Raw genomic sequence first — 14,017 nt, 5'->3', positions numbered from 1 at the left:
GATCACTCCTCGCCGATGGAGAAACCACCCTCGACGGCGCTCGACGAATAGCTGCGGAACGCGATGTGTGTCGCGCTGTGCCGTACTCCCGGCAGCCGATTGATCTTGCCGGTGACCACCTCGGCGATCTGCTCGTGGTCGCGTACGCGGATCTTCGCGATCAGGTCGACATCGCCCGCACACGAGTAGACCTCTTCGACGCCCGGGATATCGGCCACGGCCTGTGCCGTTTCGGGGATCTGGTGGACGTCGGCGTCGATCAGGACGATGGCGGTGATCATGCGGGCAAGCGTAGTCGGCCACCTTCGGCGCGCGGGCGTGACCGGTGACGGGGCGTGCGGATGTCACGCGCATCGTGGGCGGTCTGTGACCACTCCAGCCAGCGTTGCGCCGAACCGACGGGTGTGGCCAGCGCGTCGCTGGAGTCGACGATGCGGGTGCCGGGGTCGGACACCCAGCGGTAGAGCAGACCTGCCTCTTCCGGGGAGGCGCCCCGAAGTGGGGTGTCGCCTGGCAGCACTGTCTCGGCCGCCGCGACCAGCGCTGCGACCACCGGCATCGGCGCGTGTCCGCGTGGCGCTGTTCCCGCCGCAGCGAGCCGTCCGTGCCGAATGACCGCCAACTCCCAGCCGCCGGCGCCGTCGGAGCGTGCGACCACCAGCTCGGCTATCGCGCAGAGGGAACTCAGACGCTGACACCGTGCGAGCTGATCGATGGTCGCGGCCATCCGGTCGCGGTGGCGCGCGGCGGTCTCGTACATCTGGGCACCGGCGACGACGTCGAGTCGCTGCGAGAGCCGCTCCAGGATGGTGTCGGATCGTCCGAGTATCAGATCGACGACGGACGTGACCGATGGCAGGTAGTCGGGGAGTGTCTGAGGGCGTGTCGAGGCGGCAGCACAGCCTCCGACGACCCGACCGCCGTCGTCGGGGAGGCGACACCAATGATGGGTGGCGGTCGCGCCGAGGCGGGTCGTGCAGGTTCGCAGTCCTGCGGCGTGTGCGATGAGGTCGGCGATCGCGGTCGCCGTGGTGCGCTTACCGATCGGCCCGATGCTTATCTCTCCCGGCGTGCGGGCCACACGCAGACGGGCGAACCGTTCGTTGCTCAGGGTCACCCACCAGCCGCGGTGGGGTTGCGTCGAGCGTCGGTTGTACGCCGGGGCGTGTGCGGCGAGCAATCGGAGCTCGCGAACTCCCGCCTCGAGTGCGTGCGCGCATTCGACGTGGTCGACGCGTTCGGCGAGCATCACCATCTCGCCGATCCTGCGTCGGGGATCGGCTCCGGAGAAATAGGACCTCACGCGTCGACGCAGATCCGATGCCGTGCCGACGTAGAGGACCTCGTCGCTGGGGCCACGGAACAGGTAGACGCCGGGACGCGCGGGGATTCGGTCGGCCAGGTGCCGCTTTGCGCGCAGCCGCGGATCGGTGCGTGGCAGGTAGCGGGTGAGTTCGCGATAGCTCTGTACGCCCTGATTCCCGACGCGTTCGAGAAGGTGGTGAAAGACCTCGACGGTCGCGCGGGCATCGTCGAGAGCGCGGTGCGTCGGGCGGACGGTGACGTCGAACAGATCGGCCAGAGCCGACAGGCGCACCGTCGGCGCCTCGTCGCGTCCGAGGATGCGTCTTGCCATGGTGACCGTGCACAGCGTTGCACTGAACGGCCACTGCAGGTGTAGGCGCAGCGCGTTCTGCCGCAGGAACGACATGTCGAACCGGGCGTTGTGCGCGACGAGAATCGATCCGCGCGCGAACTCGATGAACGACGGCAAGACCTCGTCGATGCGTGGCGCGTCGTAGACCATCGCCTCGGTGATCCCGGTGAGCGCGACGATCTGCGGTGGAATCGGGAGTCCCGGATCGACGAGTGTCGCGAACTCGCCGAGTACCTCGCCGCCCCGAATCTTCACCGCGCCGATCTCGGTGATGCGGTCGTTGGCGGCACTGCCGCCGGTTGTCTCGAGGTCGACGACGACGAGCGTGGTGTCGAACAGGGACCGATCAGAGAACTCGTTGTCGAGAGTGCTCTCGAGGTCGGCGCTCGCGAGGTCTGAGAACGAGAGCTGATCGCCACTGGATGTCACGTCGCGAACAATAGTTCGAACCACCGACACCGCTGATTCGTTGCTGGTGAGGCGTGTGTTCCGGATGTGGCGATTCGTCGCCAACTGGTTTCGGGTCCCGGGCCTCCGCGACTCGGTCGGCCGGACTTGTCGGTGGGGGTGCCTAGTCTCGCGGTGAGAAGGAGGCAGTGGTGCGCGTCGCCGCCGGGAGGAGGGGAAGCCTCCCGGCGACATGCGCATCCCGAGGATTTCACACCACTGAGACGGAGATCACATCATGGACATCGATTGCAGCACCTGCCCCGGTCGTGAACACGCCTGCGACGGCTGTGTGATGACAGTGCTTTTCGGCCCGCTGAACAGCCAGGATGGCAGCGCCGGGTGGCGACGAGGGTGGCCCACCGGCACCCGAGATAACGACGCCGAGATCCACGCCGCCATAGATACATTCACGGGCGCTGCAATGGCCTCCAACGTCGATGCACGATCTGCAAGAGCAAGCATCTGCGCAGTTCAAGCGGCCAGTTCGTCGTCCGAATCGCCGACATTGCGTGCCGGCTAGGGTGCGGAGGTCGAACACGCTGTTTGTCGGTTAGTGGACAGACACGCATCCGGTTTCGTAACCTTTCCGAGACCTTTGCGAAGCGTCCCGCTCCAACAGGAGAGGTTCGCAGGGGTCACCGCTCAATCGCCGAGGCTACGAGTCTCGGCGTACCGGGGAACCACTCATTTTTTCGGAGCTTTCCGAATGGGGGTGAATCGCGCTCTCGATCCGGGTGTTCGCACTCGAATCGCATGCGCGTAGGGCCATTTCTTCCGGCCCGAATCCGACAGCTAACCCGGTCGGCGGTAGAGGGAGAACAAAGGAGAACACCCTTCGTGGCCAAACATCGTTTGGAACAGCCCGACCGCGGCAAGGTCGCAAAGAAGGCGGTAATCGCCGGGTCGATCACGTTCGGCTCGCTTGCCGCTGTCGCTGGTCCCGCTCTGGCCGCGCCGGTCACCGTGCCCAACGTCGGCACGTTCGAACTTCCCGGCGTCGACACCAAGCAGATTCCGGCACAGTTCCAGCAGCAGAAGGCGCCGGTCGTCAAGAAGCAGGATGTCGCGAAGTCGCCCGACGCCACAGTCGAGATCCCCAACGTCGGCAAGTTCACGCTTCCGGGTATCAGCGACAACCAGATCCCACAGCAACTTCGGCCGCGTGGCGGAGCTCCGCTGCTCGCCCCGACGCAGACCGCAGGCGAGAAGGCCGTGCGCGCCGCTGAGACCAAGATCGGCGCCCCCTACTCGTACGGTGCTTCCGGACCCAACGCCTTCGATTGCTCCGGCCTCACCAGTTGGGCCTTCCGTCAGGCAGGCCTGACGATTCCGCGCGACAGCTACGGACAGCTCGGCGGTGGCACCGCGGTCGCCTCGCTGGCGAACGCGAAGCCCGGCGACATCCTGGTGTTCAACGGTGGCGGACACGTTGGCCTCTACATCGGCAACGGACAGTTCATCCACGCATCGACCTACGGCGTCCCCGTGAAGAAGGACGTCGTGAAGAATTGGAGCTTGGTCGGTATCCGTCGCTACTGAGCGACGAGATCGACAGAGTTCGTGACGGCGGGCAGATCACGCGTTGACGCGTGATCCGCCCGACCGGCAGTAGCCGCCGCAACGCTCACGTTAGGGTGGAGCGCGGTGCACCGGTCTGCCACGTGGAGGCCGGTCGCTGCATGTGGTGAGGGGAGTGAACACAGAAGTGGTTGCGGGATCGCAGGCAATGGCGCATCGATCACGGGCGGCATTCGTCGTTGTCGTGACGGCGATGATCGTCGCTGTCGCACAAGTCTTCTCGATGGCGATAGCGGGTCCGTCGAGCGCGGAACCGACGCGCACACCCGACCAACTCCTCACTCAGTACAAGAAGCTGAGCACCGACGCCGAGAAGTCGTCGGAAGCGATGCACAACGCCCAGATCGAGTACGACAAGCAGCGCGGCATCGTGACCGCTGCCCGTAAAGACTCGACCGAGGCCCAGAAGGGCCTCGAAACCTCGCGGAAGACGCTGGGTTCGTACCAGAAGCGCGTCGACACGATTGTCCGCGCCAGCTACAAGGGTGCCCGGGTCAACCGTCTCTACGCGGTGCTCGTCAGCGACTCACCGCAGTCGTTGCTCGACCAGATGTCGGGCCTCGAGGTGATCTCGCGCCAGGCGTCGGCAGATCTCAAGGGCCTCAAGAAGGCTCGCGCCCAGATGGCAGCGGCGAAGGCGAAGGCCGATCGCACCGCCGCGGAGGCGACGACCGCCGTGTCGGCCGCCGAGCGCGTACGCGGCGACCTCCAGGCCAAGCAGGCCAACCTGCAGCTCCAGGCGGTTCAGGTGCGTGCCGTGTACGAGTCGATGACCGGCAAGCAACTCGGCGCACTTCGCGGCCCCAAATTCGATTTCGACCCCCGTGCCGTGCCGAAGGGTACGTCCGCCGCTCTCGCGGCCGTGCAGGCGGCGCTGACCCGCATCGGAGATCCCTACGTCTGGGGTGCCACCGGACCCGACTCCTTCGACTGCTCCGGGCTGATGGTGTGGGCCTACCAACAGGCCGGCAAGACGCTTCCGCGCTCGAGCGAGGCACAGATGGGCTCGGGAACGGCTGTCGACCGCGGCAATCTGCAGCCAGGCGACCTGATCATCTACTACCCGGACGCCCATCACGTCGGCATGTATGTCGGCGACGGTTACGTGATCCACGCGTCGACATTCGGTGTGCCCGTCAAGGTGGTACCGATCGACCAGGCCGGGCCGTTCGCGGCCGCGCGGCGATACGCCTGATGCGCGGACAGCGTGCACGCTGAGGCCTCGGCCGCGCGCGTCGCATGTGTGCTTCTCGCTGCCGCGACACTCGCAGTGGGTGCGTCGGCCTGCTCGTCGGATGATCAACCGCGGCAGGCGACCTCGTCGTCTGTCACGACGACGACCACGAATCCCAACGTCTATCTGCAGGAGCGGTCGGAGGGCGTCGCGCAACTCCTCGACGACCTCACCCGCGCTGTGACGGATGGCGATCGCGCTCGCCTCGACTCGCTCCTCGACGCATCGACGCCCCCGACGTTCCGCGACTCCCTGACCGTCGCGGCCCAGAACCTGTCCGGACGGGATTTCTCCGGAACGGGCACCTCCACCGCGTCCTCGGCCGCAGCGTCGCCGCCGTCGGCAAACTCGCCGTCGCCATTCTCGCAGTCGCCGTCCTCACCGACCACGGCTGTGCCCGCGCGCGGAACCACACTGAAGCTCAAGGAGTTCGGCTACCAACTCGCGTCGACGCAGGGCGCCGAGACCCAGGTGCCCGCAGAGGTTGCTGCTCGACTCGAATCGCAGGGCAGCACCGACTCGTGGGTCGCGCCGGTGCAGCTGCGGTATGCGCTCGGCGGTGCCAATACGCCGGGAGTCGACGAGCCGACGGTCACGCTTGATCGCGAACTTGTGGTGGCGCGATACGGCGATGGGTGGAAATTGGTCGGCGACGCAACGCTTCTCGGTGACGACGCCCCGGCAACCCAGCTCTGGGACCTGCCGGGTCTCGAGGCCACGGACGTGCTCACCGGGGGAGGGCCGTCGACGGTGGTGTCGTATCCGGGTACCGACGTCATCGTGGATCGGACGCGAAGCTCGCTGCGTCAGGCGGTATCGGCCGTCACCGCCTTCTGGGGTTCGGAGTGGCCGCGACGCGCCGTCGTGGTCGCAACCGCGACACCGGACGAGTTTTCCGCGATAGCGCACAGTTCTGCGACCGATACCTCTGCCGCCGCTGCGGCCACCGTGTTCGATCGCGTCGAGGGTGACACGGTGATCGGTCAGCGCGTCGTCCTCGCTCCGTCTGCCAACGACCTACCCGCGCCCGCGCTTGCGGTGGTGCTGCGGCACGAACTCACCCACGTCGCGGCGCGCTCGGTGACCGCGAAGGATGCGCCGCTGTGGATCACCGAGGGTGTTGCCGAGTACGTCGGCCGCAAGGGAACCTACGTGCGCCTCGACGACGCCGCACCGGATCTCGCCGCGCAGGTGCGCGCCGGGCAGAGTCCCGACGCGCTGCCGTCGGATCAGGATTTCGGTGTGGCGACAGACAAATCGGCTCTCGCATACCAGTCCGCGTGGGCGCTCGCGGCCTACGTCGCCGACCGCTACGGTGAAACACGTCTGAAGGCCCTCTATCGCGGGGTGGCGGCGTCGGGAGATGTCGGCAGGCAGGACAACGCGATCGCAACTGCTCTCGGTGTCGATCGCAACCGTCTGATCGCCGACTGGCGCAGATGGCTCGCGGAACAGGTTCCGGGATAAGGAGTACGGTCCGTGCGTCGAACCCTGTTGGTGACCAACGACTTTCCGCCGCGGGCTGGTGGGATTCAGTCGTATCTGCAGAATCTCGTCGACAGGTTGCCGCCCGAGGATATCGTTGTCTACGCGCCCCGATGGAAGGGCAGCGTGGAATTCGATGCGCGACAACCGTATCGCGTCCATCGGCACCGGACGACGCTGATGTTGCCCACGCCATTCGTTGCGCGTCGCGCCGCCGAGATCATCCGTAGCGAGGGTATCGAGACCGTGTGGTTCGGTGCCGCGGCGCCGCTCGCGGTGATGGCACCCACGATGCGAAGGGCGGGCGCCCAGCGCGTCATCGCCTGCACCCACGGCCACGAGGTGGGGTGGTCGATGCTGCCGGGTGCCCGACAAGTGCTGCGCCACATCGGAAATCACACCGACGCGATCACCTACGTGAGTAGATACACCCGGAATCGCTTCGCTTCGGCCTTCGGGCGCGCCGCCGCGCTCGAGTACCTCCCGCCCGGCGTCGACACTGATCGTTTTGCTCCGAATCCTGTTGCCCGCGAAGAGTTTCGCGCACGGTTGGGGCTCGGCGACGCCCCGACCATCCTGTGTCTGTCGCGATTGGTGCCACGCAAGGGGCAGGACATGCTCATCCGTGCCCTGCCGTTGATCCGCAAGGAGATGCCCGACGTGGTGCTGGTCATCGTCGGTGGTGGACCGTACGCCGACACACTGCACCGCCTCGCCCGCGAGGAGGGGGTGGCCGATCAGGTGATCTTCACCGGTTCTGTTCCGGCAGAAGATCTTCCGGCTTACCACAACATTGCCGACGTCTTCGCCATGCCTGCGCGCACACGCGGCGGCGGCCTCGACGTCGAGGGATTCGGGATCGTCTACCTCGAGGCGTCGGCAACGGGTGTGCCCGTCATCGCGGGACGCTCCGGTGGCGCGCCCGAAACCGTCGTCGAGGGGGAGACGGGCACCGTTGTCGACGGCCGCGACGTCCCGGCGATCGCGTTGGCCGCACTGGCGATGCTCACCGATCGTTCGGCGTCTGCCGCGATGGGCGCCAACGGGCGCGTTGTCGCCGAAGGCAGATGGCAGTGGCGACATATGGCAGCGCGCCTACAGCAACTGCTGTAGACGCGCCTGCGTGATGTCGGTCTGCGTGATCTCGAGCCGCGTGCGCTTCTACTTGGTGTAGAGCGCGTCGATGTCGTCGGCGAATTTGTCGACGACCACGTTGCGCTTGACCTTCAGCGTCGGAGTCATCTCGCCGGTCTCCTCGGAGAAGTCGGACGGCAGGATGCGGAACTTCTTGATCGCCTCTGCGTGCGAGACCGTCTTGTTCGCCTCGTCGACGGCGGCTTGAACTTCGGCGCGCAGCTTGGGGTCGTTGATGAGGGATGAGACGTCGGCGTCGGACGGGAGGCCCATCCGCTCCTTCCAACCGGGGAAGGCTTCGGGGTCGATGGTGATGAGCGCCGAGATGAACGGCTTCTGATCGCCGACGACGACTGCCTGCGACACCAGCGGGGCGGAGCGCAGTACATCCTCGAGACCTGACGGCGAGACGTTCTTGCCGCCGGCGGTCACGATCAGTTCCTTCTTACGGCCGGTGATGGTGATGAAGCCCTCGGAATCGATGTTGCCGAGGTCGCCGGTGTGGAACCAGCCGTCTTCGAGCGCCTGTGCCGTGGCGTCGGGATTGTTCCAGTAACCGTGGAAGACCACGCCGCCGCTCAGCAGCACCTCGCCGTCCTCGCCGATGCGAACGGTGTTGCCCGCCACGGGCTTTCCGACGGTCCCGATCTTGATCTCACCCGGGGTGTTCACGCTGAAGGCCGCGGTGGTCTCGGTCAGTCCGTATCCCTCGTAGACGGGGATACCGACTCCGTTGAAGAAGTGCCCGAGCATTGCACCGAGCGGCGCGCCGCCGGAGATGGCGAGCTCGCACTGCCCACCGAGCGCCGTGCGCAGCTTGCTGTATACGAGGCGGTCGAAGACGGCGTGCTTCACCTTCAGTAGTAGCGGAACACTGCCCTGCTCCGACTTCTCCGAGTATTCGATCGCGGTGGCGCTCGCGGCGTCGAAGATCTTGCCCTTGCCGCCGTCGGCGGCCGATTGGCGGGCCGAGTTGTAGACCTTCTCGAAGACACGGGGGACCGAGAGAATCAGCGACGGCTTGAACTGCCCGAAAGTGGCGACGATGTTCTTGGTGTCGCCGGTGAAACCGACCTCGACCCGCGCCTCGATCGCGACGAGGGTGATCGCGTGCGCAAGGACGTGCGCGAGAGGCAGGAACATCAGCAGTCGCTTGCCCGGCGCGAGCAGGGTGCTCAGGTTGCCCTGCAGTACACCGCGGATCTCCGAGAGCATGTTGGAGTGCGTCAGCTCGCACCCCTTGGGGCGGCCGGTGGTTCCCGAGGTGTAGATGAGCGTCGCCGGGTCGCTCGACTTGAGAGATGCACGCCGCTTGGCGATCTCGTCGTCGGAGACGTCCTTGCCCGCCTCGATGAGGAGTTCGACGGCACCGGGGCCGGCCTTCGGATCGATCTGGAACACCTGGACGGCTGTGGGCAGATCGCCGACCGCCTCGAACTCTGAGCGATGTCCGTCGTCTTCGACGATGATGGCGGAGGCGCCGGAATCCCGCATGATCCAGTCGATCTGACCCGACGACGACGAGTCATAGATCGGAACGGTCGTCGCGCCTGCGCACCAGATTGCGAAATCCAAGAGGATCCACTCGAGGCGCGTGCGGGACAGGACCGCGACGCGGTCGCCGGGAGCCACACCGGAGGCGATCAAGCCCTTGGCGATGGCCGTGATCTGCTTGACGGCGTCGTCTGCCCGGACCGGAAGCCACTCGCCGCCTTCCTCGCGCCGAAACACCGTCGAGGCGGGAGTGCGCTCGGCGAGACCGAACAAGATGTCAGTACAGTTCTCGTCCTCCTCGATCGTGAAATCGGCGGGGACGCTGTACTCATTCATCGCGGCACTCATTTGTTAATCGACGACCTTTCGCCATCGTTGGCATCAGACACTCGCGGTCAATCGTATCCCCGGACTTTTGGCCACCCACAACCGCGCCGGAGTTGTGTCACGTATGAGGGGTCTATCCGCTCCCGTCGCGAGTATGTGAAGCTAAGAGGCGTGACGAGCATTCAGGTGGCGGATGAGACATTCGTCGCTGCGGCACCCGAGTTGGTGGCTGCCGTGGTGGGTGATCGCGGACGGTGGCGATCCTGGTGGCCCGATCTGCGCATAGAGGTGGCCGAGGATCGCGGTGCCGCGGGTATGCGCTGGCGGGTCGACGGTCCGGTGAGAGGAACGATGGAATTCTGGTGCGAGCCGGTGCTCGACGGGTTCGTACTGCACTATTTCCTTCATGCAGAACCCACCGGTGATTCGGCAGGAGCCGACGTGTCCGGCCTCAATCATCATTACCGCGTGATCGGGAAACGGGTGACGTTCGAGATCAAGGATCTTCTCGAATCGGGCCGCGCCCCAGGCGATCCCGCGATCAGTGAAAGCGTGGCGAGCTGATGGCCGACCATACCGAGCGTTCGATCGTCATCAACGCCGACGCCGCAGAGGTGATGGCTGTCATCTCCGACTTCGAGCACTACCCGGAGTGGGTCACCGCGGCGCGGGAGGTCGAGGTCACCGAACGCGACTCGGCGGGCAGGGCGTCGGAGGTGCGTTTCCTCCTCGACGCCGGCGTGCTCCAGGACACCTACGTGCTGCGCTACACGTGGGGTGCAGGCGGCGACGAGGTCTCGTGGGTTCTGGTGTCGAGTGATCTGCAGAAGGATCAGCGTGGCCGGTACGTGCTCAGCCGACAGGTACCCGGCTCGACCAAGGTCACCTACGAGTTGATGGTCGACCTGCAGGTTCCGATGATCGGACAGCTCAAGCGACGTGCCGAGAAAGCGATCACCGACGCCGCGCTCAACGATCTGAAGAAGAGGGTCGAAGGCTGATCGACCTGACGCCTATTCACATCGTCTTCGGTCCGGGGGGATCCGGGGTGACCGCGGTCGCGGCCGCGGGCGCGGTCAGCCGACCCCGCGCGCGCAGGCCCGAGGTGCGCTCACCGCTCACCGCCGATCGGCACACCCTCCTGGTCACGGTCGACCGCTGCTCGCCGGTCCCCGACATTCTCGGTGTGTTCCGCTCGCCCAACGACGTCGTCGCGGTGTCGTCGCATCTGCACCTGCTCTGCCTCGAGCGGCTCACGTCGGCCACGACGTCGTGGGCGCTGTTCGCCGAACTCCTCGCCGATACCGTGCGACGCTCCAAGATCTCACTGCCCTTCGTCGACACCCTCGCAGGGATCGACCAGGCGGAGGTGACATCGCTGCCCGGCGTCGAGGATGCGTTGTTGCTGCGGCGGATTCGCGACGAGGCGGTCAGCGGTCAGTGGCAGCGCATCGTCGTCGACCTGTCCGGAATGGGAGATCCGTACCAATTGCTCGACGCGTCGTCGACGCTTCGACACTCTCTCGACCGGCTATGGCCGAGGCATCGCAGGCTCGCGGCCGCGGCCGACCGTCCGGCTGTCGCACAACTGACCACCGCGGTCGACACCATCGACCGGGACTGCGCCGACGTCGCCGAGCTACTGCGTGACGCGGACACCACAGCGGCACACCTCGTGGTCGGCAGCGGGCATCGCGGAGCCCGATTGTTGCCGCATCAGCTCGCGTCCATCGACCTGCTCGGACTCCCGCTGCGCACCATCTACCTCGACGACGCCACCGCCGAATCGGGCCGTCGGGAGCTCGTGCCCGACGAGATCGACATCGCGCCCGGCGTCGAGATTCGTGGTGTCGCGGCGCTCGACACGCCGCTGGACCGGCCGGCACGACTGAAGAAGCTCGGGGTGACGCTACTGGCGCCGTCGGGTCGCGCGCACGGTTCGTCGGCGCTGTCGGTTGTCGGCGACGAGGCGGACGGCCTCGACACCACGTACGAATTGTCCTGGCCGCAAACGCTTCCCGACCCCGGTCGGTTCATGCTCGGACGCTCGGGCGACGACCTCCTCGTCACCGTGGACGGTCTGCGCCACTGCCTGCCGTTGCCTTCGGTGCTGCGGCGATGCGTCGTCGACGACGCCGACTGGGATGGCCAACAGGTGCGCATCCGGTTCCGTCCCGACCCAGCGGTATGGCCTCGACGGTGAGGTTGCGGGTAGCGTTTCGGTGCACATGTCCCCGGGCCAGTACCGGGGCCCGCCACCAGCAAAGGACCAGCCGCCCGACATGAGCAGCGACGACCGTGGCAATCCGTCGGGGGGACGGGAGACGCCAGGAGACCGCGACGACGCGTTCACCGGAGACCCCGTCGGTGACCCTGTCCGCGACTTCGTCCTGGGCATCGCAGCGCAGATCGACCAGCTCGCCGCCATCATCGGCGGAGGGGGGCAGTCGGCGTCGACCGGGGCAGCCCGGGGAACGGGCGCGCGCCACCAGGCATTCGGCGACGTCGCAGGCGAGATCAGTTCACTCGTCGCCGAGATCGGCGACCTCATCTCCCGGCTGATTGCCGCACTCATCGCGGTGCTGGAGGCCGTCGCGAACGCGCTACGCGCGACTCCGGCCGCGCACACCCCGCCGACCGCGCAGTACCAACCGATCGCGGTCCGAATCGGCACGTCGACGCCACACCGGGCGACGCGCGAGCACGGCGCCGATCCCTTCGTTGACCGCAGGCATCTCGATGGCGACACTCGGACGTGATGAGAACTGAGAAGTAATGGGCGAGTTGACGATCGGCATCGACATCGGCGGCACGAGTGTGCGCGCCTCCGTGGTCGACGAACGCGGACGGATGCTCGACACCCTGCGGGCCGCGACGCCGGGCACGGCGCTGGCCCTCGAGCACTGCCTCGATCGGCTCGTCGGCGAACTCACCTCACGGTGGGCGGCGCGCGCCGTCGGCCTCGCGGTGGCAGGCTTTCTGACCCCCGATCGGCAAGTCGTCCGGTTCGCGCCGCACCTGCCGTGGCGTGAGGCACGTGTCGCAGAAGAGATGAGTGCACGCATCGGTCTGCCCGTGGTCACCGAGCACGACGCCAACGCCGCGGCCGTCGCCGAGTTCCGATTCGGCGCGGCGGCGCGCGGACACAACTCGCTGGTCTTGGCCATCGGGACCGGTATCGGTGCCGGACTGCTCATCGAGGGCGAGATCTATCGCGGCAGCTTCGGCGTAGCCCCGGAGCTCGGACATCTGACGGTCGTCCCCGACGGCCGGCCGTGCTCATGCGGCAAGCGCGGATGCTGGGAAAGATATTGCAGCGGAACGGCTTTGGTCGACACCGTCGTCGAATTGCTTGCCGACGGCGACTGGGGGAGAAGCCAGCTCGCCGCCGACGTCGCAGCCGATCCCGGGTCGCTGACGGGGCGTCGTGTCGCGGGTGCCGCCGCCGACGGTGACGCGGTCGCGATTGCCGCGTTCGCCGCCTTCGCGGCGTCACTCGGTCAGGGGCTGGCGATGATCGCCGACATCTTCGACCCCGACCTGATCGTGCTCGCAGGCGGCGTCGGCGCGGCGTCGGGACTGTTCCTCGACGAGGCGCGTGAGCACTACGCCAGATTGATCACCGGCTCGGGGCACCGACAGCTCGCGCGGATTCGAGGCACGCAGCTCGGCGAGAGCGCGGGCGTCATCGGCGCCGCAGAGGTGGCGCGCGCGGCACTACGGTCCGAAGGTCTGGCGCTCGGCGACGCAGGGTGGTCGACGGCACACTGAGAGCACGCCCTATGGCCCACGCGGGTCTGGGCGCTTGAGTAGAGTCATCTCACAACGTCCCGTCGGCTCACCGCGAAACTCGCCCCTCTTCGAGTTCTCTCGGTTCTCTGTCCGGCGACGACTTCACCAAGTGGCGACGCGGCGATGATGGAGTGAGTCTCAAATGTGGTACTACCTGTTCAAGTACGTTCTCCTCGGACCGCTCCTGCGGGTGCTCGGCCGTCCTGAGGTCGAAGGCCTCGAGAACCTCCCCGAACGCGGACCGGCAATTCTCGCCAGCAACCACCTCGCCGTGATGGACAGCTTCTTCCTGCCGCTGATGGTGCCGCGTCGGATCTACTTCCTCGCCAAGGCGGAGTACTTCAACGGCACCGGTATCAAGGGTCGCTTCCAGGCGTGGTTCTACACCGCCGTCGGTCAGATCCCGATCGACCGGACCGGCGCGGAGGCCGCCGCCGATGCGCTCAAGGCCGCGCGGCGCCAGCTCGAGACAGGCAACCTGATGGGCATGTACCCGGAGGGCACCAGGTCGCCCGACGGCAACCTCTACAAGGGCAAGACGGGACTCGCCCGAGTCGCGCTCGACACCGGGGTGCCGGTGATCCCCGTCGCCATGATCGGCACCAATACCTTCAACCCGCCCGGAACCGTGCTGCCGCGCCCGACCAGGGTCAAGGTGAAGATCGGCAAACCGCTGAACTTCGCCCGCTACGAAGGCATGCAGGGCAACCGCTTCATCGAGCGTGCCGTGACCGACGAGATCATGTACGAGCTGATGCAGCTCTCGGGTCAGCAATACGTCGACATCTACGCCGCCTCGCTCAAGGAGCCGAAGCCCGACGTGCAGGAGCCCGCGCAGCCGGGCGAGGCCTCGGCCGCCTGACTCA

The 14,017-nt window shown here is 66.7% G+C and carries 13 protein-coding genes and 1 riboswitch; of the genes, 10 read left to right on the top strand and 3 right to left on the bottom strand.

Annotated elements, in window-relative coordinates; all coding sequences use genetic code 11:
* Positions 1 to 2 precede the first annotated feature (2 nt).
* Together ACRVY7_RS20155 and ACRVY7_RS20150 are read right to left on the bottom strand one after the other, a co-directional pair.
* Positions 3 to 281 (bottom strand): Lrp/AsnC family transcriptional regulator, encoded by a 279-nt coding sequence (locus ACRVY7_RS20155; RefSeq protein WP_005176218.1) that lies wholly within the window; start codon positions 279 to 281, stop codon positions 3 to 5.
* Positions 278 to 2,086 carry a DEDD exonuclease domain-containing protein gene (locus ACRVY7_RS20150; RefSeq protein WP_431818383.1) on the bottom strand — a complete coding sequence of 603 codons (1,809 nt, stop codon included), beginning with the start codon at positions 2,084 to 2,086 and terminating at the stop codon, positions 278 to 280. Before ACRVY7_RS20150 ends, ACRVY7_RS20155 begins: the two co-directional genes overlap by 4 nt.
* Before the next feature lie 658 nt (positions 2,087 to 2,744).
* Positions 2,745 to 2,929, top strand: a riboswitch (cyclic di-AMP (ydaO/yuaA leader).
* A gap of 15 nt (positions 2,930 to 2,944) precedes the next feature.
* Between ACRVY7_RS20150 and ACRVY7_RS20145 the strand changes: the two genes are divergently transcribed.
* From ACRVY7_RS20145 to ACRVY7_RS20130, 4 genes are all read left to right on the top strand, one after another.
* On the top strand, positions 2,945 to 3,646 hold the full coding sequence (locus ACRVY7_RS20145; RefSeq protein WP_049698257.1) for a C40 family peptidase: 702 nt from the start codon (positions 2,945 to 2,947) through the stop codon (positions 3,644 to 3,646).
* Between the two features lie 154 nt (positions 3,647 to 3,800).
* On the top strand, positions 3,801 to 4,880 hold the full coding sequence (locus ACRVY7_RS20140) for a C40 family peptidase (RefSeq protein WP_414652002.1): 1,080 nt from the start codon (positions 3,801 to 3,803) through the stop codon (positions 4,878 to 4,880).
* Positions 4,881 to 4,892: 12 nt separating this feature from the next.
* Positions 4,893 to 6,386 (top strand): peptidase MA family metallohydrolase, encoded by a 1,494-nt coding sequence (locus ACRVY7_RS20135; RefSeq protein WP_431818382.1) that lies wholly within the window; start codon positions 4,893 to 4,895, stop codon positions 6,384 to 6,386.
* Positions 6,387 to 6,398: 12 nt separating this feature from the next.
* Positions 6,399 to 7,517, top strand: coding sequence for a glycosyltransferase family 4 protein (locus ACRVY7_RS20130; protein ID WP_431818381.1), 1,119 nt, complete (start codon positions 6,399 to 6,401; stop codon positions 7,515 to 7,517).
* A 48-nt stretch (positions 7,518 to 7,565) separates the two neighbouring features.
* Here ACRVY7_RS20130 and ACRVY7_RS20125 read toward each other — a convergent pair whose 3' ends face one another.
* A complete protein-coding gene (locus ACRVY7_RS20125; protein ID WP_270485549.1) occupies positions 7,566 to 9,368 on the bottom strand; it encodes an AMP-dependent synthetase/ligase in 1,803 nt (600 codons plus the stop codon).
* Between the two features lie 147 nt (positions 9,369 to 9,515).
* On the opposite strand from ACRVY7_RS20125, the gene ACRVY7_RS20120 reads away from it, so the two are divergent.
* From ACRVY7_RS20120 to ACRVY7_RS20095, 6 genes are all read left to right on the top strand, one after another.
* The gene (locus tag ACRVY7_RS20120) at positions 9,516 to 9,923 is read left to right on the top strand and encodes a hypothetical protein (protein ID WP_431818380.1); all 408 of its coding nucleotides are present in this window, start codon (positions 9,516 to 9,518) and stop codon (positions 9,921 to 9,923) included.
* Positions 9,923 to 10,360: an SRPBCC family protein gene (locus tag ACRVY7_RS20115; RefSeq protein ID WP_049698253.1), complete on the top strand. Its 438-nt coding sequence runs from the start codon at positions 9,923 to 9,925 to the stop codon at positions 10,358 to 10,360. The genes ACRVY7_RS20120 and ACRVY7_RS20115 overlap by 1 nt, the downstream gene beginning before the upstream one ends.
* Positions 10,361 to 10,380: 20 nt before the next feature.
* Positions 10,381 to 11,562, top strand: a complete 1,182-nt coding sequence (locus ACRVY7_RS20110) for an ArsA-related P-loop ATPase (RefSeq protein WP_431818434.1) — start codon at positions 10,381 to 10,383, stop codon at positions 11,560 to 11,562.
* A gap of 79 nt (positions 11,563 to 11,641) precedes the next feature.
* Complete coding sequence (locus ACRVY7_RS20105; RefSeq protein WP_431818379.1) at positions 11,642 to 12,118, top strand: hypothetical protein; 477 nt, start codon at positions 11,642 to 11,644, stop codon at positions 12,116 to 12,118.
* Between the two features lie 16 nt (positions 12,119 to 12,134).
* Positions 12,135 to 13,130: an ROK family protein gene (locus ACRVY7_RS20100; protein ID WP_049698251.1), complete on the top strand. Its 996-nt coding sequence runs from the start codon at positions 12,135 to 12,137 to the stop codon at positions 13,128 to 13,130.
* Between the two features lie 163 nt (positions 13,131 to 13,293).
* The gene (locus ACRVY7_RS20095) at positions 13,294 to 14,013 is read left to right on the top strand and encodes a lysophospholipid acyltransferase family protein (protein ID WP_431818378.1); all 720 of its coding nucleotides are present in this window, start codon (positions 13,294 to 13,296) and stop codon (positions 14,011 to 14,013) included.
* Positions 14,014 to 14,017 lie beyond the last annotated feature (4 nt).

Origin of the sequence: Gordonia jacobaea, assembly GCF_965344965.1 — a bacterium.
GTDB lineage: Bacteria > Actinomycetota > Actinomycetes > Mycobacteriales > Mycobacteriaceae > Gordonia > Gordonia jacobaea.
Note: the sequence above shows the minus strand (reverse complement) of the source record. Positions and strands in the feature narration are given on the sequence as shown.